This is a genomic window from Bradyrhizobium jicamae (genome assembly GCF_018130695.1).
Lineage (GTDB): Bacteria > Pseudomonadota > Alphaproteobacteria > Rhizobiales > Xanthobacteraceae > Bradyrhizobium > Bradyrhizobium jicamae_B.
In genome coordinates, this window is sequence record NZ_JAFCJX010000006.1 from 84,352 (window position 1) to 109,630 (window position 25,279).

Sequence of the window (25,279 nt, forward strand, 5' to 3'; positions counted from 1 at the left end):
AAACGGACGCAGAGACGTGGAACAGATCAACGCTCGCTCAATGCTCGATGCGGCGGCGGCAACGGCAACAGCCGGCCGTCCGCAAGTGGAACGCCGGCGCCGCTTGTCGCCGGCCGCGCTCGAAGTCACCAACCAGAAGGTCCGCGGCGCCTATTCGCCGATCGTGATCGCCGGTGGCGCGCGCGTCGCCGATTTCGTGCTGCTCACCCTGGTCGGCGTCGGGCTCTATCTCGCCTATGTGATGCCGCTCGCCGGCTTCCACTGGGAATATATCGCGTCGATCCTCGGCATGAGCATCGCGGCAGTGGTGTGCTTCCAGGCCGCCGATATCTACCAGGTGCAGGTGTTCCGCGGCCAGCTCCGCCAGATGACGCTGATGATCTCGTCATGGGCATTCGTCTTCCTGCTGTTCATCGGCGTGTCGTTCCTGGCCAAACTCGGCGGCGAGGTCTCGCGGGTCTGGCTGTCGTCGTTCTTCTTCGTCGGCCTCGCCGCGCTGATCATCGAGCGGCTGGCGCTGCGCAGCCTGGTCCGCGCCTGGGCGCGCGACGGCCGGCTCGATCGCCGCACCATCATCGTCGGCGCCGACCAGAACGGCGAGCAGCTGGTCGAGGCGCTGAAGGCGCAGGACGATTCCGACATCCACGTGCTCGGCGTATTCGACGACCGCAATGACGGCCGCGCGCTCGACACCTGCGCCGGGGCGCGCAAGCTCGGCAAGGTCGACGACATCGTCGAGTTCGCCCGCCGCACCCGCGTCGATCTCGTGCTGTTCGCGCTGCCGATCTCGGCGGAGACGCGCATCCTGGAGATGCTGAAAAAGCTCTGGGTGCTGCCGGTCGACATCCGCCTGTCGGCGCACACCAACAAGCTGCGCTTCCGTCCCCGCTCCTATTCCTATCTCGGCGAAGTGCCGACGCTCGACGTGTTCGAGGCACCGATCACCGATTGGGATCTGGTCATGAAATGGTTGTTCGACCGCGTGGTCGGCAGCCTCGCGCTGCTCGCGGCGCTACCGGTCATGGCGCTGGTCGCGCTGGCGGTGAAGCTCGACAGCCCCGGCCCGGTGCTGTTCCGCCAGAAGCGCTTCGGCTTCAACAATGAGCGCATCGACGTCTACAAATTCCGCTCGATGTATCACCACCAGGCCGACCCGACCGCCTCGAAGGTTGTGACCAAGAACGATCCGCGCGTCACCCGCGTCGGCCGCTTCATTCGCAAGACCAGCCTCGACGAGCTGCCGCAGCTGTTCAACGTGGTGTTCAAGGGCAACCTCTCGCTGGTCGGCCCGCGTCCGCATGCCGTGCAGGGCAAGCTGCAGAGCCGGCTGTTCGACGAGGCCGTCGACGGCTATTTCGCCCGCCACCGCGTCAAGCCCGGGATCACCGGCTGGGCCCAGATCAACGGCTGGCGCGGCGAGATCGACAATGAAGAGAAGATCCAGAAACGCGTCGAGTTCGACCTCTACTACATCGAGAACTGGTCGGTGCTGTTCGACCTCTTCATCCTGCTGAAGACGCCGATCTCGCTGCTGACCAAGAACGAGAACGCCTACTAATTCGCTGCGCCGGGCGCGTGCCCGGCAGGCTTGTGTACCTGTTGCGTTGCGTGAGTATCCGATGGCCTATGCGGCGACAGCCGGCACTGCATATCCGCACGCGACGGCAGCGCCCGGCGTGCTGGCGCTGCAGCGGGCGCTGGTGTGGCTGGCCGGCGCGTCCGGCGCCATCGTCTTCATCGAGCCGAGCCCCTATGAGATCGTCACGCTGATCGCCAGCGTGCTGTTCTTCGCCACCGGCATGCGGATGCGGCTCGTGTTCATGCCGCTGCTGTTCGCACTGGTCGTGCTCAACACCGGCTACAGCATCGGCGCGATCCCGTTCCTCGACAAGTCGGAGGTGATGAACTGGATCTTCACCTCCTGGTACATGGCCATCACCGTGATCCTGTTCGCCATGGTGATATCAGAGGATACCGAGGCGCGGCTCGACATGCTCCGGCGCGGGCTCGTGGTCGGGGCGATGATCGCCTCGCTCGCGGGGATCGGCGGCTACTTCCATCTGGTGCCCGGCGGCTACGACCTGCTGACGCTGTACGATCGCGCCCGCGGCACCTTCAAGGACCCGAACGTGCTCGGCGCGTTCCTGATCCTGCCTGCCCTGTTCGCGCTGCAGAGCGTGGTCTCGGACCGATTTGGCAAGGCCTTCCGCAACGCCATCGCGTTCGGCATCATGTCGCTGGCGATCCTGCTCGCGTTCTCGCGCGCCGCCTGGGGCGGCCTCGTCATCACCTCGGCCTTCATGCTGGCAATGATGGTGCTGACCAGCCGCTCGCAGGCGCAGCGCTCGCGCATCATCGTGATGGCGCTGGTCGCGGTGATCGTCGCGGTGGCGCTGATCGCGGTGCTCCTGTCATTCGACTCGATCGCACAGATGTTCAAGCAGCGCGCGAGCTTCGACCAGAGCTATGACGAGGGCCGGTTCGGCCGCTTCGGCCGCCACATCCTCGGCGCCCAGATGGCGCTCGATTTGCCGTTCGGCATCGGGCCGCTGCAGTTCCACAACTATTTCCCCGAGGACACTCACAACTCCTATCTCAACGCCTTCATGTCGGGCGGCTGGATCTCGGGGCTGTGCTATCCGGCGCTGGTGTTCGTCAGCGTGCTCACCGGCTTCCGCTACGTCTTCGTGCGCGTGCCCTGGCAGCGCACGTATCTGGCGATCTTCGCCGCCTTCCTCGGCACGGTGGGCGAAGCCTTCATCATCGATACCGACCACTGGCGGCATTTCTGGATGATGCTGGGCACGATGTGGGGCATGTACGCCGCCGCGGAAACCTGGCGCGCCGCCAACGCTACCGGATCGGCGGCTTCATCTTGAGGCTGGCGCGCTTCGCGGGCGGCGTCTCGATCACGCCCTTCAGCGCCTCGGTCGCCTCCAGCACGCCCTTGTAGCCGTCATTGGCGAAGCGCAGCAGCAACCGCAGCTCCTCGTCGTTGTAGCCACCCCAAACCTTCTGCATCGCCGCCTGCATCGGCACGTAGAACTTGCCGATCTCCTCGGCCTTCTCCACCACCACGGAGATGAAGACCTTGCGGCGGTCGCTGGCGTCGCGCTCGCGGCGGACATAGCCCGCCTTCTCCAGCCGATCGACCACGCCGGTGATCGCGCCCGTCGTTAGCCCGGTCACTTCTGCGAGACGACCGGCGGTGACGCGTCCCTCCAGAAACAGGATGTCCATGCATTCCATGTCGGATTGGGCAATTCCGGCAATGTTGGCAACGGCTTGGCCGTACATCACGCCCTGCGCCGAGGAGCGCCGCATGGCTTCCTCGAGCTCCTGCAACAGCGTCTCGCGCGATTTCGTCCTTGACAAGGAAGGTCCTGTCTCTTACCGATTTGATATCTTAGTAACTAAGAGAATTAGCTACTAATCTTTCCCTACCCCACCCGACCGCAGGGAGCAAGGCATGACACGACATCCCCGTAAAGCCCTGGTTATCGGCGCCGGCATCGCAGGCCCCGTGGCCGCGATGTTCATGAAGCGCGCCGGCATCGAGGCCGAGATCTACGAGTCCTGGCCCTACTCCACCGGGATCGGCGGCGGCCTGCAGATCGCGCCGAACGGCATGCATGTGCTGGCCGAGCTCGGCCTCGCCGACGAGTTGATCCGCCAGGGCTCGATCGCCGAATCCTTCGACTTCTATTCGCAGGGCGGCAAGAAGCTCGGCTCGCTCAATCACAACATGCGCGAGCGCTTCGGCCAGCCCGCGGTCAACATGTGCCGCGCCACGCTCAATGAAGCGCTGGTCGACAAGGCCTGGGCGTCGAACGTGTCCGTGTTCTTCGAGAAGCGGCTGGTCAAGATCGAGGATCGCGGCGACCAGCCCGTGATCGCCTATTTCGCCGACGGCACCACCGCCGAGGGCGACTTCGTGATCGGCGCCGACGGCGTGCATTCCGCCGTGCGTCGCCACGTGATCCCGGATGGACCGACGCCGTTCGACACCGGCCTGATCGGCTTCGGCGGTTTCGTGCCGCGCGCGGTGCTCGGCAAGCGCGAGATCGGCCAGCGGGTCGAGACCACGTTCGGCCAGAGCGGCTTCTTCGGCTACGGCTTCTGCAGCAACGGTCCGAACGACGGCCTGATGTGGTGGAGCACACAGCCCTCGCATGGCATGACGGCGGCCGCCTATCGCATCCGCAGTCAGGAGGAGATCCGCCAGCACCTCCGTGATTTCCACGCCGGCTGGCACGATCCGATTCCTGCGATCATCGATGCCGCCGAAAATATCGTCGTCACCGATACGCTCGACGTCGCGACGCTGCCGACCTGGTCGCGCAAGCGCACCGTGCTGATCGGCGACGCCGCGCACGCGACGAGCCCGCACGCCGGACAAGGTGCTTCGCTCGCGCTGGAAGACGCGCTGCGGCTCGGCCGCCTGATGGCCGAGGGGCAGGAGCTCAGCGTGACCTTCCAGAATTTCGAGCTCGACCGTCGGCCCCGCGCCGAGAAGATCGTGGCGCTCGCCCGCCGCAACGGCAACAGCAAGCGCGAGTTCAGCGCCACCGGCGCCTGGATCCGGGATCACATGCTGAAGCTGCTGCTGCCGCTGTCGTCCAAGGGCATGGACTTCATGTACGCGTACAATCCGCGGGCGGCGTAACGCCTCTACTTGTCATCCCCGCGAAAGCGGGGATCCAGTACGCCGCGGCCTCATCGGCTCAATCGCTGCCGTCTCTGGAATACTGGGTCGCCCGGTCCATGTGCGCAGGAGCGCACAGGCCGGGCGATGACACCGGAAGATGCCGCGCGACCTTACGCTTCCACCTTGAACGTCAGCCCGGCATTGTCGACCAGACGCTTGATCAGTCTGTCCTTCATCGCAGCGCCCGGCGTCCAGAAGCCGGCCCGCACATCCGGCGTGTCGCGCAGCAGGCAGATCGCGCATTCGGAGATCATCTTCGAGGTCGAGCCGTAGCCGGGATCGCGGTCGCCCGTGATGCCGGCGCGAACCGTCCGGCCATCGGGTGCGATCGCGACATAGAGCAGATCGTACAGCCCGTTCTCGCGCTCTTCCTTCGACGGTCCCTCACCGGGCTTCGGGGCATCCGGGCCGGTCTTGCCGGTGTTCGCCGCCATCACCAGCTTGGCGTTCTTTTCGCCCTTCTCGCCCGCTCCCGTCAGCACCATCTCGTCGTAGACGAAGTCTTGTCCGTAGGGGAAGCCCATCAGCATGTTGGAGCGATGGACGTTGCGGGTGTTGATCAGCGCCATCATGAACGGCGCGGCCCAGGACTGCAGGTCCTCTTCATAGAACGGCTTGCTGCCGCGCGGCTGTTTTGCTCCCTCAAATCCCGGCGTCAGTGCGAAGGGGTTGTTGAGGATGGCGACCAGGCTCAAATCCTTGGCGACCGCATCGAAGGTCGCTTTCGCACTGTAGGCGGTGCCACCCGACAGCGTGCCGCGCATGTTGCGCACGCGGCCCTTGACGCGCGATGCCGGCGCGCCGAACACCCGCTTGGCTTCCTCCTGCACGAAGAAAGTGCCGAGTTCGAACGGCACGGAGTCGAAGCCGCAGGAGAACACGATGCGCGCGCCGCTCGCCTTCGCCGCCGCCTCGTGCTTGTCGATCATCTGCCGCATCCAGACCGGCTCGCCGCACAGATCGAAATACGCACTACCGGCTTCGACGCAGACCTCGATCAGTTCGTTGCCGTAGAGCTGGTACGGCCCGACGGTCGAGATCACCGATTGTGTCTGGGCGACCATCGCCTTCAGCGAGGCGACGTCGCTGGCATCGGCGACGATCAGCGGCGTGTCCGCAGGCGCGCCGATCGCGTCGCGCACAGAGGCGAGCTTGTCCTTGCTGCGGCCGGCCATCGCCCATTTCAGGCTGCCGTCGCTGTAACGCGCGGCGAGATATTCGGCGACGAGTTGGCCGGTGAAGCCGGTTGCGCCATAGACGACGATGTCGAGTTTCGACGAGGACATAGATCCAGTTCCCTCAGGAGCGATTTAGGCCCTTTTGTCATCGCGAGCGCAGCGAAGCAATCCATATTCGCCCCGCTGGCAATCGAGCGGGAGGCTACTTCTTCGGATACGACACGCCCATGCCGGCGCGCACATCGGCCTGGATGCCATAGGGCGCGATCGGATAGCGCAGGCCGTTCCTGGCGAGCTGCTTCATCCCTTCGATCGCCTTGGCGAGATACGACGGCGGCAGCGCCATCAGCATCTCCTCGTCGGGCACGCCGCCATAGCGCCGCTCGGCAAAGCACGGCAGCGACAAGCTGGGCTCGCCGGTCTTCAGCGCCCGCCCCCAGGAATCCGCGCACGCGGTCTCGCCGACCACGCCCCATTCGAATTTCTTGTAACCGACATATTGCAGGCCGTTGATCAGGATGATCATCTGGCCGGGCGTCGCATAGACGAGGCAGATGTCCGGCGGATTGAGCCGGCCGCTGGTCAGCGGACTCACCGCCATCGCCTGGTACTGGCCGTACGGCACCACATCGAGCGCCTCCTGGCGCTTGCGCGCATCCTCCAGCGTGCCGTGCCAGACGCCGACATAGTTCTCGCCCGACAGCCACTTCTCGTCCTGCGGCGCCAGTCCGATCACCGCGCGGCACTGCGCGCCGACGAGATCGTCGGCGGTGATGCCGACGGTCCAACCGAGCCGCGAGGCCATGCTGACGATCTGGTCGGTGGTGTGCACCGCGCCCGGCCGGCGGATTTTCGGGATCGCCTCCATGTCGGCTGTGCGGGCGAACATCTTGATCCCCGTCACCGTGGTCTTGAGCCGCAACAGGCTGTTGAGATCGGCGACCATGCCGGCCAGATCGAACTGTTCCGGCGGTGTCTGCTGCTGCATGGCGTGCTCCGGGATCGCTGCTTCGTGGTTGGACGAAGTCTACCGCGTCACAGGCCCCGGCAGCAAATCATCCATCTTGCCGTTGAGACGATAGGCGATCAGCCCCATCCATTCGCGCATGGCCATGTCGGTGGAGGACAGGCCCTCGACCGCAGCCTTGTTGAAGCTGATGAGGTCGCTCGCACCACCGACGCGCCAATCGACCGGACAGGCCTCGACGTCAAAGCCGGCCTTGCGGAACAGGCCGACCGAGCGCGGCATGTGGTAAGCGGACGTGATCAGCAGCCAGCGCTCGCCCGGCTTCGGCTTGACGAGATCGCGCGTGAACTCGGCATTCTCCACCGTGTTGCGCGACTGCCGCTCGATGATCAGCCGCGACTTTGGAATCCCGAGACTCTCGAACAGGTCGCCGGCGAAATCGGCTTCGCGCGCATCATTGGAAATCAGGTTGGCGCTGCCGCCGGTGAACACCAGCCGCGCATCCGGATAGCGGCGGGCAAGCGCAGCGGCCGTGAGGATGCGGTCTGGCGCGCTGCGCACCACGCTCGTCCCATGCGCGACCGAGAGATCGGCGTCGATCGAGCCGCCGAGGATGATGATGCCGTCGGGCGCACCGCGCGAGGCGTCCCACGCGGGGAAGCGCTGTTCCAGCGGATAGAGCAACCAGTTGCCGAGCGGCGAGAAGCCGCAGACCAGCAGCATCAGCAACGCGAAGACCATCAGCCGGCGACCGGCCCTCGCGAACCGCGTGGCCAGCAGGATCACACCTGATACGCCGAGGCCGATCAGGAGATTCACCGGCAGCAGCATGATGCCGAGCGTCTTGGAGAGAACAAAAAACAAGGAAACCTCTGGGAAGTTCTGCTACGTTTGTTGCGTCATCATCGGTTGATCCCCTCATCCTGAGGAGCTTGCGAAGCAAGCGTCTCGAAGGACGAGGCCAGCAGCCGGGCCACATGGTTCGAGACGGCGCTAGCGCGCCTCCTCACCATGAGGGTGACGACATCGTAAGTCTGCAGAGTCATACGCTGCCGCCGTTGCAATCAAAAGTGGCCACAATCAAGGGGGTCACCAATCAAAAAGACGAACATGACCCATCATCACCTCAAATCCTCTCCCGAAACCTGCCATTGGGGCTTTTTTGAAGCGAAGCTCAAGCCGGTCCTGACCATCGCAAGCGGCGACGAGGTGACGATCGAGACCGTCAGCGGCGGGCCGGACGTCGTGCCGGATCGCGGCAAATTCCACGTGCCGCCGGAACTGGACGATATCCATGCGAGGTCCGAGCGGATGGTGCCCGGCCACATCCTCACCGGCCCGATCGCGGTCGAGGGCGCCGCCCCCGGCGACGTGCTGGAAGTCGACATCCTCGACGTCCAGCTCCGCCAGGACTGGGGCTACAATCTGATCAAGCCGCTATCCGGCACCCTGCCCGACGATTTCCACGAGATGCGCATCCTCAACATCCCGCTCGACCGCGATCGAATGGTCGGACGCATGCCCTGGGGGTTGGACCTGCCGCTCAAGCCATTCTTCGGCGTGATGGGCGTGTCACCGCCGCCGGCCTGGGGCCGCATCTCCTCGCTGATCCCGCGCGCGATGGGCGGCAACCTCGACAACAAGGAGTTAGGGGCCGGCGCCAAGCTCTATCTGCCGGTGTTCGTGCCGGGCGCGCTGTTCTCCTGCGGCGACGGCCATGGCGTGCAGGGCGACGGCGAAGTCTGCGTCACCGCGATCGAGACCGCGCTGACCGGCCGCTTCAAATTGACGCTGCGCAAGGACCTCAAGCTCGCCTATCCGCGTGCTGAAACCGCCGACCATTACATGACCATGGCGATGGATCCCGACCTCGACCAATGCGTGGTGCGCGCGCTGCGCGACATGATCGTCCTCCTCGGCGAAAAACGGAATCTGTCGCGCGAGGACGCCTACACGCTGTGCAGCCTTGCCGCCGACCTGCGCGTCACGCAGACGGTGAACGGCTCGAAGGGCATCCACTGCATGATTGCTAAATCAGTCGTCCACGGCTGACGACGGCCATCAGCCGCACTTGTCTTTGACGTATGCGGCTCGATACAATCCGCCGACCAAACAAGAATATTAGGGATGAGACATGCTGAAGGACAGGCTTTCACCGGCCGACGAGGCCGCGCGCGACAAGGAGATGCAGGAGACGCTCGCCGCCTGCCCGCGCATCCTCGACCTCATCGCCCGCGGGCCGCTCGGCGCGCCCGAGGCGGAAGGCATCATCTATCTGCGCAGCCCCCTCGATCCGAATCCGGTGGTGCTGTCGAACGATCACCTGATGGGCTGCGTCAAGGCGGCCGAGAATTTCTTCCGCGCGCAAGGTATCGGCAAGGACGACGCGGTCGCGATCCTGCTGCCGGCGGGACCGGCGACGATCGCTGCGATCTTCGGTGCCGCCGCCTGCGGCGTCGCCGAGCCGCTGAATCTGCTGTTCACGCGCGAAGCCATCATCGCCCAGCTCAATGCCATCAAGGCCAAGCTGCTGCTGGCGCCGCCGCCGGGCATGCCGGGCGGCTTGTTCGAGCGGGTCGAGGGCCTGCATCGCGACGTCCCGACGCTGCAGCGCATCGTCATCGTGCCGCTCGACGGCACGATCTCCTTCGACGGCGAGGTGCTGCAGCCCGATCCGTCCTGGCGCAACGATTACGGCCACGCGAAGGATGCGAGCGAGCCCGACCGCGTCGCCGTGATGCTGCCGACCGGCGGCACCACCGGCCATCCCAAGGTGGCGCGGCTGACCAACCGCGCGATGGTCGCCTCCACCCTGTCATCACGCATGGCGCTCGACTTCCATCGCGGCGAGCGGGTCATGATCACGCTGCCGCTGTTCCATGTCGGCGGCCTGTTCTGCACGGTCGCGAATTCGCTGTCGGCCGGCACCACGATGTTCATCCCCGGCCCTGCCGGCGCGCGCGATCCGGCGCTGATCACGCATTTCTGGAAGATCATCGAGAAGTACCGCGTCAATATCGCCGGCAACGTGCCGACCGCGCTCGGCGCCATCGCCGACGTGCCGGTCGGCGACGCCGATATTTCGAGCCTGCGTGTCACCGCCACGGGCGCCTCGATCTGCCCGCTCGAGATTGAACGGCGCTATCTCGCGACCTGGGGCGGCCCCTGCATCCAGCAGCTCTACGGCATGACCGAGCTTGCCGGCGCGATCACGCATGACGTCCATGGCGTCAAGCCGCGCGCGGAAAGCGTCGGCACCCGCAATCCGATGGTCGAGCTCGCGATCCTCGACGGCGGCAAGCTGCATCAGGGACCATGGCCCTCGCCGGTCGGCGAGCTGCTGACGCGCGGCCCGCAGGTGTTCGCCGGCTATGTCGACAGGAAGCAGACCGAAGAGGCCTTCCTCGACGGCTGGCTGCGCACCGGCGACATCTGCCGCATCGATGCCGACGGCTTCGTCTACATCATGGGCCGCGCCAAGGACGTCATCATCCGCGGCGGCCACAACATCGATCCGCGCGCGATCGAGGACGCCGCGCTGCAATTCCCCGGCGTCGCGCTCGCCGCCGCAGTCGGCCGTCCCGACTCCTATGCGGGCGAAGTGCCGATGCTGTTCGTCTCGACGCAGCCGGGCGTGACGATCGATCCGCAAGAGCTCGCCGCCTTCGTGCAGGAGAACATCCCGGAGCCGCCGGCGCGGCCACGCGCGGTCTCGGTGATTGCGGAAATGCCGGTGACGCCGGTCGGCAAGATCTTCAAGCCGAAGCTGCGCGAGATCGCCGCCGGCGAAGCCGCCCGCGAACTGCTCGCGGCTGAAGGTCTCTCCGCCGATGTCAGCGTCGAGCCGATCACCGATCCATCGCGCGGCCTGTTCCTTCGCGTAAAGGCCTCGGCGGACAAGGCGCAGACCGCTGAGCGGCTGCTGAAGAAGTTTCCGGTCAAGGTCGAGATGAGCGGCTAGGCGGGACGCCGCGGCCGCGGCGCACACCCGGATTCAGATCAGGTCACCGAAACGGCCTTGCTCGTCAGCCGAACTGGCGAACGACGGCCAATAGCAAGGCTGCGGTGACGCCAAGCGCCACCGTAATGATGAGACCGTTCCGCAATCCCCCGCTCGTCGGGAGAATGAAAACCGTGGCCAATACCGCTACGCCAGCGGTGACTGCGGCAACTTGCGTAAAGGTCGAGGTCAATGCCTTCCGGCCTCCAGCTGGACCTGTCCAACCTAGACTAGGTCAAATGAGGCCACTCCGAAAATCAGTTGGGGCACTTGTCAGTCGAAAGAGCCTGATCGTCCGGCTCCCGGACCTGTTCAGCCGGACCCGGGACCCGAGACCCCGGCCAAACCGGCTTGACGAGCCCGTGGATAACTTAATAGAGTCTAAATAGATACTTTTCAGTACAGAGTTTTATAGTTAGCGTTCCTCATGGCTACGGAAAAAGCCGAAACCGACCGCGTACCAGTCACGTTGGCGCTCTCGACCATCGCGTATCTCGAGAAGCTGGTGAGACAGGGCACCCACGGCACGAGCGTTCCAGGCGTTGCGAAGACATTGATCGAGGAAGGCATCCGGCTCGCCATCAAGGACGGGCTGCTGTCCATCCGCGACAACGGACGCGCGCCCTGAGGACGGCTGGACGCGGCGGGTTTTGCAGAAAGCAGGACCATGATCGCGATCCAACCCACCTGGACCACCGAGCGCGTCGAACAGCTCAAGGCCTATTTTGCCGACGGACTTTCCTGCCGCGACATCGCGGTCAATATCGGCGTCAGCCGCAACGCCGTGATCGGCAAGCTGTCGCGGCTCAATCTGACGCGCGGCGGCCCGGCCCCGGAACGCAAGACCCGCAAGACCGCGGCCGAGTCCACGGCGAAAGGCACGCCCGCGCAGCAATATCGCTTACTGCAGGTGGTCTATGAGGACGAGCCGGTCGAAGACATCAAGGTCACCAGCGCGCATCCCTGCTCGCTCCTCGACTTGAGCGCGCAGCGCTGCCGCTGGCCGATCGATGTCCCCGAGACCGACGACCTCCGCTTCTGCGGCAACCCGCCGCTCAAGGGCACGCCCTATTGCACCGGCCATTCCCGCCTCGCCTATCGCACCGGCCCGCGGCTGCGGGTGGCGCGGGGGTAGATCAGCGCCTCCGATTCAAAGCAGCTCATTTGTGCTGACAACGCGAACCGAACGGTTCGTGATGAGCTCACTCCAGATCCAGTTGTGATGGGCGATCACGGTCGTCGCGGGCAGATGGGGTCGATCACTCAAGGTGTGGGCATCGCTGACGGCGATCACGTGGTGATCATGCGAGACGGTTGATCGAACCGTCGCATCGACGCAAAAATCAGTTGCCCAGCCCGTGACGAGCACACGACGCGGCTGTAGCCGATTCAACGTCCCGCCGAGCGCCGTGCCAACATAGGGATCGTTCAAGGTCTTTTCGACGACGATGTCCTGGTCGCATCGGACCAATTCGGGAAGAAACTCCCAACCGCTCGTGCCCCGCTCAAATCCATCGCCAGCCTTGCCGCAATGTCTGATCCAGATCACGGCGCCGCCAAGCGTGCGGACCCTGTGGGAGAGCAAATTAATGCGCTCAATGACATCAGGCAGATCATGCTTGGGCGTGCCGTCATGCAGACCCATCTGCATGTCAACAACGATGAGCGCATCCATTGCCACGGCCCCGCGCGAGTCACAGGACCTCGTCATAGCAGAGACCGGGCCGCTCCGGGAGAAGGCTGCTTAGCCTGACCGTCCCGAGCTGACTCGCCAGCCCGTCGCCTCGATGAGGCTTTGATAGAACCGCCCGACCTCATTGCTTTGCCGGCTGTCGCCAACCAGACTCCGGTGCTCTCCAGGGGACCACCCGCGGAACCCAGCGGCGGACATTCGCGCAATATGCCTCGTACTCCGAACCAAACGAGCTCAGCAATGTCGGCTCTTCATAGGCAACGACGAACAGGTGGAAGAAGAGCCAGAGCAGTGCGCCCCACAGAACGAGGCGCCAATCGCCAAACAACACAGCCTGACCAAGGATGATTGCGACAACGGCGACGTAGATCGGATTGCGCACATGCCGGTAGAGACCTGTGACCACCAGGTTCTTCGGTGGCGCAATGGGCGCAGGTGTGCCGAGGCCCTGAAGCGCAAATCGTGCAAAGCAGTCCACGAGTCCGGGCAAACCGACCAGGATGAGGAGAACGCCGACTGAGCGCGCGCCCTCAAGACCGAAGAAAGCGGGCCTGAACTCCCAGTGGGTCATCGACCACGGGATCAGCCCGGCGAGCACACACGGCGCAACCACAAAGAATAGGGCGGAGCCCAGGACGGCACTCACCCTTTGCATGGTCACCTCCTGATGCTTTCGCTGGCGGCGCTATTGATTGAAAGAGCATCTGTTGAATCGCGACGGCCTTGCGAAAGCGTCTCGACCAGGCCCACGGTCCAGCACATCGGGCATCCGCGTAACGCGACGAGGGCGGCAACGCCCGCGCCCAGGGATAGCCAGGGATGCGCGGTCTGGTGGACGATGGCCCAGGCGAGTAGCGCCGCCGCAGCTGCGCCGCGCATCAGGTGCGCGCCCAGGAAAGCGCTTCCGAACATGCCTATCCCACGAAAGTACTTCATGTGCTCTCTCGTTTGCTGTCCTTTGTGCCGAGCAGGTATTCGCGCACCAATGTGCGGGCGCGGCGCAGGCGGCTTTTGGCCGCTTCGCGCGTCACGCCGAGACGCCCTGCGATTTCCCCGATCGTCAGATCTTCGAGATCTCGCAGCAGCAGCACTTCGCGATGCGAGGGCGATAGCGACTCGATCGCATTGACCAGGTCGATGCGTAACTCGTCCGGCGGAACCTTTGCGAGCTCACGTGCCTCTTCCAGGCTGGCGAGTTCCTCGACTCCGCGCATCAGCATCAGCGCCGGCAGCATGCAAAGGCGCGCGATGACGGTGAGCAGCCAGCCAGCGAGTGCGGCTGGACTGCGGATCGTGCCCACGCGCCGGTACACAACGATGAGTGCTTCTTGCACCACGTCCTCGATGACCGAGGCGCGGTAGCAAAGGCGCCGGGCGTAGCGTCGAATGTCCGGCTGCAGCGCCACCAGGAGCTGTGTGAGCGCGTGCCGATCGCCCGACTGTGCCGCGAGCAGGAGATCGTCTGATACGCGCGCCAAGGCGGTCACCCCTTCAGTGGCTCGCGCCCGGCGACGGCGCAAGCGGGACAATAGCCGAACACGCCGGTGACCAGCGTCACCACACCCGCACCGCTGACCAGGAGCCCGAGCGGCGAAGCGTGCAGCGCAACCACGCCGCAGATGAGCATCAAGCCCCCGCCGATCAGCCTGGCCGCGCGCTCCCACCCGCCAACGTTCTTCCTATACCACATGGCTCCGTGCTCCGGTTCGTGACGCGCCGCTATGGCGCATTCATCCAGACAGGAGGGCGCAAACCCGGCGCCGGGGTCGCGGCCCAAAAAATAATTTCAGGGGGTGGCCGCTTCAGCAGACCGGCGTGGGCGTCGGGTGCGGGCCCCGCGAAACTCGGAAGGCTGCCATCAAGCCGATGCTGCCGAACAAGCCGCGTGGCGTTCCTCGGGTGTGGCCGTCGTATCCTCAATGGCATCTTCTGGGTCTTGCGCTCTGGAGCGCCTTGGCGTGATCTTCCCGAGTCACGCCCTAGATGATGCCGCTCTGCCTGAGCGCCGCAATCGACGCCTCGTCATACCCCAGCTCGGCCAGAACAGGATCCGTATGCTCGCCAAGCGTCGGCGGACGCGTCGCGATTGCGCCGGGGGTTTCCGACAGCCGGACCGCGGCGCGCGCAAGCGGCGCGGATTTTGGCAGGCCTGGATAATCGACATCCTGCATGAAGCCGGCGGCGCGAATATGCGGATGATCAAGCGCCTGTTGCGGGCTCAGGACCGGCCCGGCCGGAATCATCGCCTTTCCGAGCGTGTCGACAGCCTCCTGCGTGGTGCGCTCGGCACACCAGCGCGCCATCCGCTCGCTGATGACGGGGCCGTTGTCGCCGCGCTTGAGGTCGTCAGCAAAGCGCGGATCCGTCAACCAATGGCTCTCCTCACCCATCAATTTGGCCCAGCGAACGAACAGCGGATGACCCGTCACCTGGCACAGCACCCAGCCGTCCCTGGTCCGGTAGATGTCGGCGGGCGCCGCGGTCTGCCCGAGGTTGCCAGTTGGAACGCGATTGGCACTGATAACGGCCTGCTCGATCAACGTTGCGTTGGTGAAGGACAGCGCGGTGGCAAGCAAGGCGCCCTCGACGATCTGCCCGCGCCCGGATTTTCCACGCTCGATCAGCGCCGCCAGCGTCCCGAACGCACAGTGCAGCGCGGTACCGAAATCAACCCAGTTCACCGCGGCCCGGTAAGGCGGATCGCCGGCCCCGGTCATGTACACCGAACCCGACATGACCTGCCCGACACCGTCGAAGCCGACGCGGTCAGACCAGGGTCCCGGCCCGCCGAATGCAGTTGCCGTCGTCAGGATGATGTCGGGCTTGATCGCTTTCAATGATTCATAGTCGAGCTTCATTGCGCGCAAAGTCTGCGGCGGCAGATTGGCAATGACCACGTCCGAGGTCGCAACCAGCCGACGCATCACCTCCTGCCCTTCCGGTTTCATCGGATCGAGCGTGATGCACTTCTTGTTTCGGTTGATCTGCAGAAAAAGCGCGCCTTCACCGCCTTCGCCGACCGGCGCCACGAAGCGATCCTCACTGCCATCGCGCTTTTCGACGCGAATGACCTCAGCGCCGAACTCGGCCAGCAACGTCGCGCAATACGGCCCCGCGATATAGCGTCCGAAATCGAGAACGCGCACGCCTTCCAGAACGCCCCGCATCGACCTTTTTCCTTATGTTCCCGCCAGGATCAACCAACCCGCCAGCCGGTTGCTTCCACGACGGCCTGATAGAACTCGGCGGTGTAGGCCTGCTCTGGCGTCTTGCGCACGCGCTCGTCGAGGATGTGCGCGTCGTTGCCGACCAGGATGCGCCAGCGATCGGCCTTGACGCCGTCGAGGATGATCTTGGCGGCTTGCGCCGCCGTGGTCGGCGCCTCCTCGCGGAAGATGCGGTCGCGATCGAGCGCCATCTGCTGGATGTCGGCGTCGGACATCGTGGCAACGTCGACGCCGAGCCCCTTGAGGCGCTGCCGGGCCTGCGTGATTTCGTCGGCGCTCATGACGTCTGAGTCGGTGCCCAGCTGCACCTTGCGCGAGTTCGACACGATCGAGGTGCCGATATGGCCGGGCATCACCACCGAGCATTTGACATGCGGCGCATTGAGGCGGAGGTCGTTGATCAGCGCCTCGGTGAATCCCTTCACCGCGAACTTCGCCGACGCATAGGCGGTGTGCGACACGCCCATGCCGACAGAGGCCCAGAAGCCGTTGACGCTCGAGGTGTTGACGATATGCGCCTCGTCCGCCTTCACCAGCAGCGGCAGGAAGGTGCGGACGCCGAGATACACACCGCCCCAGCAGATGTTGAAGGTGCGCTCCCAGGCCTCGCGGGTGTTGGTGAACAGGCTGCCGCCGCCGCCGATGCCGGCATTGTTGAACAGGAGATGGATCTTGTCGGTCGCCTGCTGCTCGATCAGCTCGTCGCGGAAGCGCGTGTAGTGATCCTCGATCGAGACGTCGGCGACATGGGCCGTCACGCGCAGGCCCTGCGGCAACTTCTCGGTCTCGCAGAGCCGCCTGGTCTCGGCCATCGCCTCGTCAGAGACGTCGCACATCGCGACGTTGCAGCCCTCGGCGACCAGCTGTCGCGCCAGCTCGCGGCCCATCCCGGTGCCGCCTCCGGTGATCACGGCGATCTTTCCGGCAAAGTCCTTCATGGCGTTCTCATCCCTTGTTGTTTTTCGTTTGGCGGAATGCGGAGCGCCGTTCCGGCCGTTGCGTGACGCACTCTATAGAGCGCGCGTTCGCGCAGCAACGCCGCGGGGGTCGCGCACAGCCACTCACGCGTGTGTGAACCGATTGCACTGATATCAGGCATGCCACGGCGTAACGAAGCGCCACTTCGCGGCGAACAGACCAACATCACCCAACAGGATGGTCGCCATGAATACAATCAACAAACTCGTCGCCGCGGCGCTGATGACGCTCGCGGCAGGACTCTCGCAAGCCGCGCGCGCCGAGCAGCCGGCGCCGCCGAAGGCCCGCAATGTCGTGCTGGTGCACGGCGCCTATGCCGACGGATCAAGCTGGTCGGACGTGATCCCGCTGCTGCAGAAGGCCGGATTGCACGTCACCTCCGTGCAGAATCCCCTGACCTCATTTGCCGACGACGTCGACGCGACCAAACGCATCCTGGCGCTCCAGGATGGCCCGACTGTGCTGGTCGGTCATTCCTATGCCGGCATGGTCATCAGCGAAACCGGCAATGATCCGAAGGTCTCTTCGCTCGTGTACATCGCGGCGCGCGCGCCCGATGCCGGAGAGGATTATCCGGCGCTGGCCGCGAAATTTCCCGCGACACCGGCGAGCAAGGGCATCGTGCACCAGGGCGGCTTTGCGCAATTGAGCGAGGACGCCTTCATCCACAATTTCGCCGGCGACCTGCCGCGCGGCAAGGCGGAAGCGCTCTATGCCGTGCAGGGCCGTATCTCCGATACGCTGTTCGCGTCGAAGACCACGCAGGCGGCCTGGCACGACAAACCGTCGTTCTATGCGGTGTCGAAGAACGATGAGACCACCTCGCCCGATCTCGAGCGCTTCCTTGCCAAGCGGATGAACGCGACCACCGTCGAGCTCGACTCCAGCCACGTTTCGCTGATCTCGCACCCCAGAGAGATCGCCGACCTGATCCTGCAGGCGGCGGGCTATCCCGCCACCCACTGAATCGAACTGAAGACGATGGCGGCCGAGCTATTCGGCCGCCTCGGCATGCTTGCCGCCGAGCGCGCCAAGTCCTTCCAGCGCCTTCCTGATCGCAACCTGCTGCGTCGGTGACGCCTCCGGCATCGGCGCGCGCGGATATGTCGGCGGCAGGCCCTGCAGGGTCTGGGCGTAGCGTGTGCAGGCCGGCAGGTTGTCTGATATCACCGCGTTCCACAGCGTCAGCAGCTTCTTGTGCAGGTCGAGCGCCCTCACGTGATCGCCGGCCTTCACCGCATCCCACAGCTGAACGGAGGCATGCGGCGCAGCGGTGAGGATCGCGGCAATCGAGCCGTGGGCGCCGAGCGTGTAGGACGGATACATCAGCGCATCGACCGCGCTGTAGATCAACTTGTCCGGCGCCATCATCATGAGATCGGCGAACAGCTTGAGGTCGCCCGCACTCTGCTTGACGCCGACCACCAGCGGCACCTCGGTCATGATGCGGGTCAACAGCGCCGGCGACAGATAGGACCACGGCACCACATTGTAGATGATGATCGGCATGCCAGTCGCGTCGGCCATGCTGCGGAAATGCGCGACCATCGCATCCTCGTCCGGCTTGAACAGATAATGCACCGGCGTCACTTGCAGGGCAGCGACGCCCATGTCGCGCACGAGCTTGCCGCGCTTGATCGCATCGCGGGTGGAGTCGACGATGATGCCGGCGATCACGGGCACGCGGCCCTTCGCCGCCTCCACCGTCGCCGCCATCAGGTCGCGATACTCTTCGTGATCCAGCGTGTGCCCCTCGCCGGTCGAGCCGCCGGCCGCCATGCCGTGAGAGCCCGCGCCGATCAGCCAGTCGACCTGCGGCGCCACCAGCTTGAGATCGATCTCGCCGTCTTTGCGGAACGGCGTTGTCATCGGCGGTATCACGCCGGTCGGACGTATCGTCATGGCTATCCTCGCTGTTTCCTTCGCCGATGGCGATCCCACCGGTCGTCCCGGCTATTCCGTTGAGCCGGGTTGGCAGGAAGCCTAGCCAACGGGCCGGGAACGATCCAGCGCGGCGTTGCCGCGGGTGCAGCGCGAAAACACCTCCGCGACACATGACACAATCATGCAACCCTTGATTTCACGGGAACCCTGTGCGAAGTACGCGTGTGCCATCCTGCTGGGAGGAAACCATGCGAATGAAGTGGGCTGCTCTGGTTGTTGGTTTGACTGTTGCGATCGCGATGACGTCGGGCGCCGATGCGAAGACCAAGAAGAACGCCAGCGCCGTGCCGCCCGCGGGCCCCTCGATGTTCTCGCCTGTCCCGTCGAAAGTGGCGCGGTTTCAGAACCGATGCACCCACGAGAGCGATTGCCGGTTCTGCTGCACCAACTCCGTGACGCAGAACCGCAACTGCACCTTCGACGTTCAGTTCTGCGGCATGTAATCGACGGTTCGCCGATCAGGTCGTGCGAGGGGATCCCTGAGGATCGCCCGCTGACGGCGCTTGCGCGCGCCGCCCGCTCCTGCACGCGCGGAGGATCAGCTTGAGCAATCCGCGCCAGGACAGGTCGATCAGCACCTCGTGGTGGCGCAGCCCCTTGCCGCCTTTGACCAGGCCGAGATCCCGTATCAGGCAATAGTGCCCGCTGCTCATGCGAGCCCAGCGGCTGTTCTTGAAGCGCCCCATGGACGACGGAGAATGCATTGCCAGCCGATTCCGTCAAATCTTGACGGCGCCGAATCGGTATTTGCACGGCCTCTGCTCCCGTAAGCAAAAACCTCCGGCAGGGGCATTGCCGGAGGTTTTCGGAGGCGCAGCGTCGGTGAGATCGGTCGTTCGAATAGTTAGACGGAACCTATATAGCTTACTAACTCAGCTAAGTGAATTCATTTACGCCAGACTCTTTGCATGGCTCGTCTTCGTTCCCGCGCGTGGAATCCCTTCAGAAAAAAGCCCCGGCAGTGTCCCGCCGGGGCTGTTGTCGTCGCGTGACCGGAGCGATCGCGCTTACCAGTTGCGCTGGGCGCGCAGCAGCACGCTGACCGTGTCCTGATCCTTCAGCTCGTACACAGCGGCCGGCTTGGCGACGCCGGCGAGCGTCGCGGGCACGGCAGCGGTGCCGGAGAACTTCTGGTCGAGATGGGTGTAGGTCACGTCGGCCGAGAAGGTCAGGTTCTTCACCGGGGTCCAGCGGGTGATGACGCCCGCCTGCGCGATGTTGAAGTCCGGGTTGCAGGTCGAGCCCGCCGTCAAGAGACCCGTGGCCGCGATACCGGCGCAGATCAGAGCCGAACCGGTCGAGCCGTAATTGACCTGGGCATAGGCCCCATAGAGGCCCGTGCTCCAATAGGGATCCCAGTTGTGGGTGAAGCCGCCGCGGAAGCCCCAGGTCTTCACCGTCGATTGCGCCGTGCCCGTTGCGTAGACGGTATCGCCGACGCCGGCGAAGCCGATGCTCTGATAGGCACCCGGCACGTTGGTGCCGCCGAACATCGAGTAGGAGGTCGACGCCAGGGTCTGGAAGTTGTAGCGGCTGGCGCCGTCGGTGTAGACGCCCTGCAGGATCAGATTGTCGCCCGCACCGGTCGGGATGTTCTTGATCTGCAACGCGAGCTGCGCGGCCCAGCCCCATTTGTCGTCGGGATGGCCGGTGGTTTCCGTCGCGCCGTAATAGCCGACATGGTTGTCATGCGCGGCAAACGACGCCTGGAAGATGCCCCAGGCCTGATCGACACGCATCGACGCGACGAGGTCCGGCGCGCGCGAGCCGCCGAGGCCATTCGAGCCGTAGGCGCCGCCGAGCACGCCCGACGCGGTGATGCCCGAGGTGTTCCACGCGTTGGTGGTGTAGTAGGCCACCTGGTCCTGCGCCGACAGCGCCAGCGACACGCCGTTGCCGAGTTGCGCGGTGTAGGTGAACTGGTTCACGCCGGTGACGGTGCCGCCGCCGCCGACCAGGCCGTCGAAATTGTTGGCCGGGTAGTTGGTCCAGGGCGCGTCGAACTGCGACACCGATTTGCCCATCGTGAAGCCGGCGAACTGGATGAAGGCGTAGTAGACGCCGAGACCGCCGGCGTTCGGATTGCCGTCGGTGCCGTTGACCGAGCCGCCGGCGGGACCGACGTTGCCGGAGTACAGCGAGGCGCCGGTGCCGGAGCCGGTGCCGGTGTAGGAGCCGGTCGACCAGGTGAACACCGCATCGAAATAGGTACGGACCACGCCGTACTCGCTCGCGGTGCGGGTATCGATGTTGAAGTCTTCGCGGGAGCGCCACTGATAGTAGTTGCTGTACCTGTTGTCCGCACCGGCGACGCTCGAATACGCGCCGCTGTAGTTGCTGTTGGTCAGCAAGCCCACTTCGGCGCGCAGATAGCCGCCGAGCTTGATGCAGGTGTCGGTGCCGGGGATGTAGTAGAAGCCCGGTCCGTACAGCGAGCAGACCTTCACGTATTCGACCGCCTTGGCCTTGACGGGAAGATCGGCCGCCTGGGCCCCGCCGAGCGCGACCAGGGTCGCTGCCGAGCCGAGCACGAGGCTCTTCACCAATTTCATATTAAACCTCCAAAGTTGCCCATCCGCGGTGGCTCGAGCTTTCGTCGCCCGACAGGCCGCCGCTCATCGCAAAAACCGCCTTGGCCGCCTCGCCCCTTGAATGCGCCCCCACGAGCCGAGGGAGCGAAGCGAACCGTTGCAACGGGACGAACGGGACTCTTCCCGCCGTCGCGGCACAATATGCATGCCTGAGTTCCCTAAGAAAAATAGTTTATCAACTCAGCTAATTGAATCCGGATCAACTGTGTCCGCGCGGCAACGAATGCGCCTCGCTCCGGGAATATTTGTCACCCAGGCGTCATCCAGGGAGTGCTCCGCCCTTGCGTTGGGGCGGCCCACATGTGAACAATCCGGCTCTCCGCAAGGGGCGGCAAGAATCAAATCAGCGTGAAGCTGGGACCACGAGGACGACAGCTGTGCGAGCGATGAAAAAGGAAGCCCCGCGCTCACGCGGCGTCGAGAGCCTCGACATCATCAAGCGCTTCACGCTGGAGATCTCGGCGATCAACCGCCACCTCGAAGAGGTGCGCCAGCTCTGGGGCAAGGCGCTCGGCATCACCGGCCCGCAATGGATGATCCTGATCGCGGTCTCCGACCTCGACAAGGGCGACGGCGTGCCGGTCAACGTCGTCTCAAAGCTGCTGCATGTCGACGCCTCCTTCGTCACCACGCAATCCAAACTGCTCGCGCAGAAAGATCTCTTGCGCCGCACCCCCTCCTCGACCGACGCCCGCGTGGTGCAGATGTCGCTGACAGAGAAGACGCGGAAGCATCTCTTGAGCCTCGCCGACCAGCACAAGGCGTTCCGCCAGTTCGTGTTCGACGAGTTCAAGGAAAAGGAATTGACCGAATTCACGTCCAAGCTCGCCACCCTGAACAACCGCCTCGAGAAGGCGTGCGTGAAGGTGGCGTTGGATTTCGAGATGTGAGCCTAACTCGGCGTGAGACCGTGCCGGCGCTGATAACGCTTCATGTACCTGGAATGGCTGCAGTCACCAGCGATGCAGCCGGGCCCGCAGCGGGAGATATCGGCCAGCCGCACAACGTGCGCGGCGTTGGCGCACACCTCGATCTGATGCTCTCGGTCGCCATCACGCTAAGGATGGCGCAGGACTGACGGTGATCAGCAGTGAGTTGCAGCTTTGAATCAAGCAGCAACCTTTTGCGATTCCCGCTGAAGCGAATCGACCTCTAGAAAGGCCGCGCGAGCTGCATCAGCCGCAACATGCGGTTTAATTGATGTCAGGAGTCCAGCTCGCTGCTCCAAAGAAAGATGCACTCCATGCTTCTCATTCACGTAGACGGCAGTCGCCAGCCTCTCCAACTCGCCGACTCCCTTCCGTCCAACTTTCCCAGCGATAAAATCAAGCCTTCTGGAAAGATGACCATCGACAGCAACCGGACGAGCGAAAACCGCTGCATCGTCGGACAATTCCAAGGACGGGCCGTACGGGGGCCTAGAACGCACATAGACGAATTCATCCGCGATTAAGCCCTGCAGATGCTCTGAAAGCTGAAACGAATAAGGGCCGTGCTTATACAGAATGAACTTGAAGTGGGAGGGAACTCCCAAAAGCTCCTGACAAAGGAATAGAGTCTTCTGGACGTGCGTCTCCCCACACCAGCTCCCGTTGGCCTTGAGAGCCTTCATCACATACAAAACGATTGATGTCTGATTTAGAGCGCTCATGACGCAACTTCCTTTACGGGCGTGATTATCTTTTCCCGATTCGCCTTTAGGAAACTAGTGGCCCTAGTCAGAATCGTTCGATCGCACAGAATCAGATCAAACGTTGCTGAGGGTATCTTTTGGAGAGTTTCGGACAGGTTAATGGAAGATTCGATTCGGTTATCCGCGCGCAATACGGGGAAACCTAAACTGGCTGCTCGCGGAGTATAGCTGTCTCGCCGGATGCAGTCGGCTCCAAATTCGCGAACCAACTCATCAAACAGCAAATCCGTAGCAGCCCTATTGACCTTTTGGTCCGAAGGGGTGCGCTCGTAAAGCATCTTGAAGTGTTGGCGATCCACAAATCGCCGTGCATGGATGTGCCCCTTCTGTGAGGCGTCCCGCGCAGCGGATAGAAGCGCCGCCATTACTTCGTTATCGGTGAGCTTCAGGTGCTCTTGGATGTCCGTTGGGAATTTTCCCGCAAGCCAATCCTTCAGAAAATCCTTGAGATGAATATCGTACGCTCGTCGGACCCGGTGAAAATAAACCTGCTTGTACATGAAGTACCGTGCAAGCGACATTGCTTCCGCAGCTTCCAATCCTCCAGACTCGATGCCCAGCCACGGCTCAATCGAATCTCCCTCCTGATCACTCAGAGGTAGGATGCGAAGCGTCTGTAGGAGGCGATGATGATCGAAACGGCCATACACGACACCAGCGTGATAAGCATCACGCAGTAGATAGTCGATTCGATCAACTCCGAACGCGTCTCCAACGATGATTTCTGAAAGGAGCGTCTCCCAAACAGAGAAACTTACATCTGGAGCAAACTCTGAAAGTTTCTTCTGTCCAATCGCAATCTTCGCGACGTGATCTGGATTTATAGGAGGGACAGAGTTGAGAAATATAGCTCGCATTTCGTCCGAGTTGATGAGGGCGAAGCTCAACCGCTCATGATTCCAGCCCTCGGGAAGCAACTCGTGCTCTGCCGCATGCGAAAACGGCAGATGACCAATATCATGACACAGGGCGGCAAGCCGTACGACACGACGCCAATATCCGAGCTGATGAGCCCCCGGCATCTCCGGCCTGATCAAATGGTGCACGTTTTCCGGCGCCATCACGACGTCGAAAACTTGGCCAGCCAAGTGCATCACACCCAACGAATGCTCGAATCTCCGATGGGTCGCCCCAGAGAACACGAGATACGATGCTGCAAGCTGGTGGACATACCTCAGCCGCTGAAACGGTCGTGAGTCCACCACGCGCCGTTCATCGCTGTCCAGCGTGACGAAGACGTGGATTGGATCTCGAAATTCGTGGTTGTGCTTCACGCGCTCTTTCCCGCGCTCTTCCTTAGCAACACGCAATCGCTCCAAGAATCGCAACGACCCGCCAAATCACAGAAATCTGGATTTGTGCACAGCTTAGAACAAAATAAGAACAAGGCAAGGTACAACTGACATTGTCAGGGAAGTGCGCCCCGAACAGGCATCTGCCGTTACCATGAGGAAATCCGGATGGCCTGAAATCCGGCCAAGTAATGGTCGGAGCGAGAGGATTTGAACCTCCGACCCCTAGTCTCCCAGACTAGTGCGCTAACCGGGCTGCGCCACGCTCCGATGCCGTTCCATTAGCGGTGATCCGGCTGGCGCGCAAGGCGCGAGAACGGACCTTTCCGGGGCATTTCGAGGCCGGTTCCTTAACCCGCCCCGGCCGCCCCCAAGGCTGATTCCTCCTTCGGCGCTTGTGGCACTCTTCGCGACGCCTGGTGTGCGGCCCGGCAGTAGGGCTACGGCAGACCACGGCTCCCGCCGGTTGACTTAGATCAACGCACCCGTCCGGCGCAGGGTGCGCAGTGGATGAACTCGGCTCACGGGAAAGCTGGCGCGGCCATGATCAAGTCTCCTCGGAAATCGGCCCTGTGTGGCCTGCTCAGCCTGCTGTTTTGGGCCGTGACGGCACTCCCGTCGCAAGCGGACACGGGCATGCTCCGTGTGGTCGTCGGCAAAGCGGGTCTGGTCGGCGCGATCGGCAGCGGCGAAGGCATCCTGACATTTCATGGCAAGCACTACGGCTTCATCGTCGCAGGTGCGAGCATCGGTGCGACCCTCGGCTTTTCCGCAAACGTACTGCGCGGTTCCGCGGCCAACATCAGCAATCCAGCCGACCTCGCGGGGACCTACAGCGGCAGCGGCGGCGGAGCTGCGGTCGTGGCAGGCGTCTCGGCCGTGAAGCTGCGCAATGAGAAGGGCGTCGTGCTTGAGCTGCGAGGCGTCAAACTGGGCGCCGAGGCGTCCGCCAATCTGCCCCTGATCACCATCACGATGAAGTAGCGTCGGCCAACCACGGCGGCGTCG

General features: G+C 63.7%; 28 protein-coding genes, 1 tRNA gene and 1 pseudogene. 13 read left to right on the top strand and 17 right to left on the bottom strand.

All coding sequences use genetic code 11. From position 1 onward, the window contains the following. Window positions 1-16: 16 nt before the first annotated feature. Complete coding sequence (locus JQ604_RS10235; RefSeq protein WP_212356145.1) at window positions 17-1,558, top strand: undecaprenyl-phosphate glucose phosphotransferase; 1,542 nt, start codon at window positions 17-19, stop codon at window positions 1,556-1,558. 61 nt (window positions 1,559-1,619) lie between these two features. Further along, window positions 1,620-2,879 (top strand): O-antigen ligase family protein, encoded by a 1,260-nt coding sequence (locus JQ604_RS10240; RefSeq protein WP_212356147.1) that lies wholly within the window; start codon window positions 1,620-1,622, stop codon window positions 2,877-2,879. On the opposite strand, the gene JQ604_RS10245 is transcribed toward JQ604_RS10240, so the two are convergent. Next, window positions 2,854-3,324: a MarR family winged helix-turn-helix transcriptional regulator gene (locus tag JQ604_RS10245; RefSeq protein WP_212356922.1), complete on the bottom strand. Its 471-nt coding sequence runs from the start codon at window positions 3,322-3,324 to the stop codon at window positions 2,854-2,856. The genes JQ604_RS10240 and JQ604_RS10245 overlap by 26 nt on opposite strands. Window positions 3,325-3,469: 145 nt before the next feature. Between JQ604_RS10245 and JQ604_RS10250 the strand changes: the two genes are divergently transcribed. Beyond that, window positions 3,470-4,666 (top strand): FAD-dependent oxidoreductase, encoded by a 1,197-nt coding sequence (locus JQ604_RS10250; protein WP_212356149.1) that lies wholly within the window; start codon window positions 3,470-3,472, stop codon window positions 4,664-4,666. Between the two features lie 152 nt (window positions 4,667-4,818). On the opposite strand, the gene JQ604_RS10255 is transcribed toward JQ604_RS10250, so the two are convergent. The 3 genes from JQ604_RS10255 to JQ604_RS10265 form a co-directional block, all read right to left on the bottom strand. After that, the gene (locus tag JQ604_RS10255) at window positions 4,819-5,994 is read right to left on the bottom strand and encodes a saccharopine dehydrogenase family protein (RefSeq protein WP_212356152.1); all 1,176 of its coding nucleotides are present in this window, start codon (window positions 5,992-5,994) and stop codon (window positions 4,819-4,821) included. A gap of 94 nt (window positions 5,995-6,088) precedes the next feature. Then, window positions 6,089-6,874, bottom strand: coding sequence for a DUF169 domain-containing protein (locus JQ604_RS10260; RefSeq protein ID WP_212356154.1), 786 nt, complete (start codon window positions 6,872-6,874; stop codon window positions 6,089-6,091). Window positions 6,875-6,913: 39 nt separating this feature from the next. Then, complete coding sequence (locus JQ604_RS10265; protein ID WP_212356156.1) at window positions 6,914-7,717, bottom strand: YdcF family protein; 804 nt, start codon at window positions 7,715-7,717, stop codon at window positions 6,914-6,916. 246 nt (window positions 7,718-7,963) lie between these two features. On the opposite strand from JQ604_RS10265, the gene JQ604_RS10270 reads away from it, so the two are divergent. The 4 genes from JQ604_RS10270 (at window position 7,964) to JQ604_RS10285 (ending at window position 11,988) form a co-directional block, all read left to right on the top strand. After that, window positions 7,964-8,905, top strand: a complete 942-nt coding sequence (locus JQ604_RS10270) for an acetamidase/formamidase family protein (RefSeq protein ID WP_212356158.1) — start codon at window positions 7,964-7,966, stop codon at window positions 8,903-8,905. Between the two features lie 82 nt (window positions 8,906-8,987). Beyond that, complete coding sequence (locus JQ604_RS10275; RefSeq protein ID WP_212356160.1) at window positions 8,988-10,814, top strand: AMP-binding protein; 1,827 nt, start codon at window positions 8,988-8,990, stop codon at window positions 10,812-10,814. A gap of 466 nt (window positions 10,815-11,280) precedes the next feature. Further along, entirely contained in the window at window positions 11,281-11,481 is a 201-nt protein-coding gene (locus tag JQ604_RS10280; RefSeq protein ID WP_212356162.1) for a hypothetical protein, read from the top strand. A gap of 39 nt (window positions 11,482-11,520) precedes the next feature. Then, a complete protein-coding gene (locus JQ604_RS10285) occupies window positions 11,521-11,988 on the top strand; it encodes a GcrA family cell cycle regulator (RefSeq protein WP_212356164.1) in 468 nt (155 codons plus the stop codon). Window positions 11,989-12,003: 15 nt separating this feature from the next. On the opposite strand, the gene JQ604_RS10290 is transcribed toward JQ604_RS10285, so the two are convergent. From JQ604_RS10290 to JQ604_RS10310, 5 genes are all read right to left on the bottom strand, one after another. Further along, the gene (locus JQ604_RS10290) at window positions 12,004-12,528 is read right to left on the bottom strand and encodes an isochorismatase family protein (RefSeq protein WP_212356166.1); all 525 of its coding nucleotides are present in this window, start codon (window positions 12,526-12,528) and stop codon (window positions 12,004-12,006) included. A gap of 139 nt (window positions 12,529-12,667) precedes the next feature. Next, entirely contained in the window at window positions 12,668-13,201 is a 534-nt protein-coding gene (locus JQ604_RS10295) for a methyltransferase family protein (protein ID WP_212356167.1), read from the bottom strand. A 2-nt stretch (window positions 13,202-13,203) separates the two neighbouring features. After that, window positions 13,204-13,482 (bottom strand): hypothetical protein, encoded by a 279-nt coding sequence (locus JQ604_RS10300; RefSeq protein ID WP_212356170.1) that lies wholly within the window; start codon window positions 13,480-13,482, stop codon window positions 13,204-13,206. Next, window positions 13,479-14,024, bottom strand: a complete 546-nt coding sequence (locus JQ604_RS10305) for an RNA polymerase sigma factor (protein ID WP_212356172.1) — start codon at window positions 14,022-14,024, stop codon at window positions 13,479-13,481. Before JQ604_RS10305 ends, JQ604_RS10300 begins: the two co-directional genes overlap by 4 nt. Window positions 14,025-14,029: 5 nt before the next feature. Beyond that, the gene (locus JQ604_RS10310; protein WP_212356174.1) at window positions 14,030-14,236 is read right to left on the bottom strand and encodes a YgaP family membrane protein; all 207 of its coding nucleotides are present in this window, start codon (window positions 14,234-14,236) and stop codon (window positions 14,030-14,032) included. Between the two features lie 176 nt (window positions 14,237-14,412). On the opposite strand from JQ604_RS10310, the pseudogene JQ604_RS10315 reads away from it, so the two are divergent. Beyond that, window positions 14,413-14,518, top strand: a pseudogene (locus JQ604_RS10315) (transposase); the annotation flags it as partial. A gap of 7 nt (window positions 14,519-14,525) precedes the next feature. Here the strand turns inward: JQ604_RS10315 and JQ604_RS10320 are convergent. Next, complete coding sequence (locus JQ604_RS10320; RefSeq protein ID WP_212356176.1) at window positions 14,526-15,713, bottom strand: CaiB/BaiF CoA transferase family protein; 1,188 nt, start codon at window positions 15,711-15,713, stop codon at window positions 14,526-14,528. Between the two features lie 29 nt (window positions 15,714-15,742). Next, window positions 15,743-16,711, bottom strand: coding sequence for an SDR family NAD(P)-dependent oxidoreductase (locus JQ604_RS10325; RefSeq protein WP_212356178.1), 969 nt, complete (start codon window positions 16,709-16,711; stop codon window positions 15,743-15,745). Window positions 16,712-16,937: 226 nt separating this feature from the next. Between JQ604_RS10325 and JQ604_RS10330 the strand changes: the two genes are divergently transcribed. After that, on the top strand, window positions 16,938-17,717 hold the full coding sequence (locus tag JQ604_RS10330; protein WP_212356186.1) for an alpha/beta fold hydrolase: 780 nt from the start codon (window positions 16,938-16,940) through the stop codon (window positions 17,715-17,717). A gap of 27 nt (window positions 17,718-17,744) precedes the next feature. Here JQ604_RS10330 and JQ604_RS10335 read toward each other — a convergent pair whose 3' ends face one another. Continuing rightward, entirely contained in the window at window positions 17,745-18,653 is a 909-nt protein-coding gene (locus tag JQ604_RS10335; protein WP_212356188.1) for a dihydrodipicolinate synthase family protein, read from the bottom strand. Window positions 18,654-18,889: 236 nt separating this feature from the next. Between JQ604_RS10335 and JQ604_RS10340 the strand changes: the two genes are divergently transcribed. Further along, window positions 18,890-19,138 carry a hypothetical protein gene (locus tag JQ604_RS10340; RefSeq protein WP_212356190.1) on the top strand — a complete coding sequence of 83 codons (249 nt, stop codon included), beginning with the start codon at window positions 18,890-18,892 and terminating at the stop codon, window positions 19,136-19,138. Between the two features lie 15 nt (window positions 19,139-19,153). Here the strand turns inward: JQ604_RS10340 and JQ604_RS10345 are convergent, their stop codons facing one another. Further along, window positions 19,154-19,399 (bottom strand): hypothetical protein, encoded by a 246-nt coding sequence (locus JQ604_RS10345; protein WP_433996236.1) that lies wholly within the window; start codon window positions 19,397-19,399, stop codon window positions 19,154-19,156. Window positions 19,400-19,702: 303 nt separating this feature from the next. Then, the gene (locus JQ604_RS10350; protein ID WP_212356192.1) at window positions 19,703-21,247 is read right to left on the bottom strand and encodes a porin; all 1,545 of its coding nucleotides are present in this window, start codon (window positions 21,245-21,247) and stop codon (window positions 19,703-19,705) included. Between the two features lie 416 nt (window positions 21,248-21,663). On the opposite strand from JQ604_RS10350, the gene JQ604_RS10355 reads away from it, so the two are divergent. Both JQ604_RS10355 and JQ604_RS41840 read left to right on the top strand, forming a co-directional pair. Beyond that, window positions 21,664-22,176, top strand: coding sequence for a MarR family winged helix-turn-helix transcriptional regulator (locus JQ604_RS10355; RefSeq protein ID WP_212356194.1), 513 nt, complete (start codon window positions 21,664-21,666; stop codon window positions 22,174-22,176). A gap of 53 nt (window positions 22,177-22,229) precedes the next feature. Next, on the top strand, window positions 22,230-22,364 hold the full coding sequence (locus JQ604_RS41840) for a hypothetical protein (RefSeq protein WP_283817974.1): 135 nt from the start codon (window positions 22,230-22,232) through the stop codon (window positions 22,362-22,364). Window positions 22,365-22,394: 30 nt separating this feature from the next. Here JQ604_RS41840 and JQ604_RS10360 read toward each other — a convergent pair whose 3' ends face one another. The 3 genes from JQ604_RS10360 to JQ604_RS10370 all read right to left on the bottom strand — a co-directional run bounded on the left by JQ604_RS10360 (window position 22,395) and on the right by JQ604_RS10370 (window position 24,541). Next, window positions 22,395-22,937, bottom strand: a complete 543-nt coding sequence (locus JQ604_RS10360) for a hypothetical protein (protein ID WP_212356202.1) — start codon at window positions 22,935-22,937, stop codon at window positions 22,395-22,397. Continuing rightward, window positions 22,934-24,253: an HD domain-containing protein gene (locus tag JQ604_RS10365; RefSeq protein ID WP_212356205.1), complete on the bottom strand. Its 1,320-nt coding sequence runs from the start codon at window positions 24,251-24,253 to the stop codon at window positions 22,934-22,936. The genes JQ604_RS10360 and JQ604_RS10365 overlap by 4 nt, the downstream gene beginning before the upstream one ends. Window positions 24,254-24,463: 210 nt before the next feature. Beyond that, window positions 24,464-24,541, bottom strand: a tRNA-Pro gene (locus JQ604_RS10370). A 366-nt stretch (window positions 24,542-24,907) separates the two neighbouring features. Here JQ604_RS10370 and JQ604_RS10375 point away from each other — a divergent pair. After that, window positions 24,908-25,255 (top strand): hypothetical protein, encoded by a 348-nt coding sequence (locus tag JQ604_RS10375; protein WP_212356208.1) that lies wholly within the window; start codon window positions 24,908-24,910, stop codon window positions 25,253-25,255. The last annotated feature ends 24 nt before the right edge of the window (window positions 25,256-25,279 follow it).

Coding starts and splice junctions, on each gene's coding strand:
- JQ604_RS10245 (WP_212356922.1), bottom strand. CDS start 3,324: ATGCGGCGCTCCTCGGCGCAGGGCGTGATGTACGGCCAAGCCGTTGCC.
- JQ604_RS10335 (WP_212356188.1), bottom strand. CDS start 18,653: ATGACGATACGTCCGACCGGCGTGATACCGCCGATGACAACGCCGTTC.
- JQ604_RS10300 (WP_212356170.1), bottom strand. CDS start 13,482: ATGAAGTACTTTCGTGGGATAGGCATGTTCGGAAGCGCTTTCCTGGGC.
- JQ604_RS10290 (WP_212356166.1), bottom strand. CDS start 12,528: ATGGATGCGCTCATCGTTGTTGACATGCAGATGGGTCTGCATGACGGC.
- JQ604_RS10280 (WP_212356162.1), top strand. CDS start 11,281: ATGGCTACGGAAAAAGCCGAAACCGACCGCGTACCAGTCACGTTGGCG.
- JQ604_RS10285 (WP_212356164.1), top strand. CDS start 11,521: ATGATCGCGATCCAACCCACCTGGACCACCGAGCGCGTCGAACAGCTC.
- JQ604_RS10255 (WP_212356152.1), bottom strand. CDS start 5,994: ATGTCCTCGTCGAAACTCGACATCGTCGTCTATGGCGCAACCGGCTTC.
- JQ604_RS10310 (WP_212356174.1), bottom strand. CDS start 14,236: ATGTGGTATAGGAAGAACGTTGGCGGGTGGGAGCGCGCGGCCAGGCTG.
- JQ604_RS10275 (WP_212356160.1), top strand. CDS start 8,988: ATGCTGAAGGACAGGCTTTCACCGGCCGACGAGGCCGCGCGCGACAAG.
- JQ604_RS10270 (WP_212356158.1), top strand. CDS start 7,964: ATGACCCATCATCACCTCAAATCCTCTCCCGAAACCTGCCATTGGGGC.
- JQ604_RS10295 (WP_212356167.1), bottom strand. CDS start 13,201: ATGCAAAGGGTGAGTGCCGTCCTGGGCTCCGCCCTATTCTTTGTGGTT.
- JQ604_RS10375 (WP_212356208.1), top strand. CDS start 24,908: ATGCTCCGTGTGGTCGTCGGCAAAGCGGGTCTGGTCGGCGCGATCGGC.
- JQ604_RS10340 (WP_212356190.1), top strand. CDS start 18,890: ATGAAGTGGGCTGCTCTGGTTGTTGGTTTGACTGTTGCGATCGCGATG.
- JQ604_RS10260 (WP_212356154.1), bottom strand. CDS start 6,874: ATGCAGCAGCAGACACCGCCGGAACAGTTCGATCTGGCCGGCATGGTC.
- JQ604_RS10320 (WP_212356176.1), bottom strand. CDS start 15,713: ATGCGGGGCGTTCTGGAAGGCGTGCGCGTTCTCGATTTCGGACGCTAT.
- JQ604_RS10325 (WP_212356178.1), bottom strand. CDS start 16,711: ATGAAGGACTTTGCCGGAAAGATCGCCGTGATCACCGGAGGCGGCACC.
- JQ604_RS10345 (WP_433996236.1), bottom strand. CDS start 19,399: ATGCATTCTCCGTCGTCCATGGGGCGCTTCAAGAACAGCCGCTGGGCT.
- JQ604_RS10360 (WP_212356202.1), bottom strand. CDS start 22,937: ATGAGCGCTCTAAATCAGACATCAATCGTTTTGTATGTGATGAAGGCT.
- JQ604_RS41840 (WP_283817974.1), top strand. CDS start 22,230: ATGGCTGCAGTCACCAGCGATGCAGCCGGGCCCGCAGCGGGAGATATC.
- JQ604_RS10330 (WP_212356186.1), top strand. CDS start 16,938: ATGAATACAATCAACAAACTCGTCGCCGCGGCGCTGATGACGCTCGCG.
- JQ604_RS10250 (WP_212356149.1), top strand. CDS start 3,470: ATGACACGACATCCCCGTAAAGCCCTGGTTATCGGCGCCGGCATCGCA.
- JQ604_RS10350 (WP_212356192.1), bottom strand. CDS start 21,247: ATGAAATTGGTGAAGAGCCTCGTGCTCGGCTCGGCAGCGACCCTGGTC.
- JQ604_RS10240 (WP_212356147.1), top strand. CDS start 1,620: ATGGCCTATGCGGCGACAGCCGGCACTGCATATCCGCACGCGACGGCA.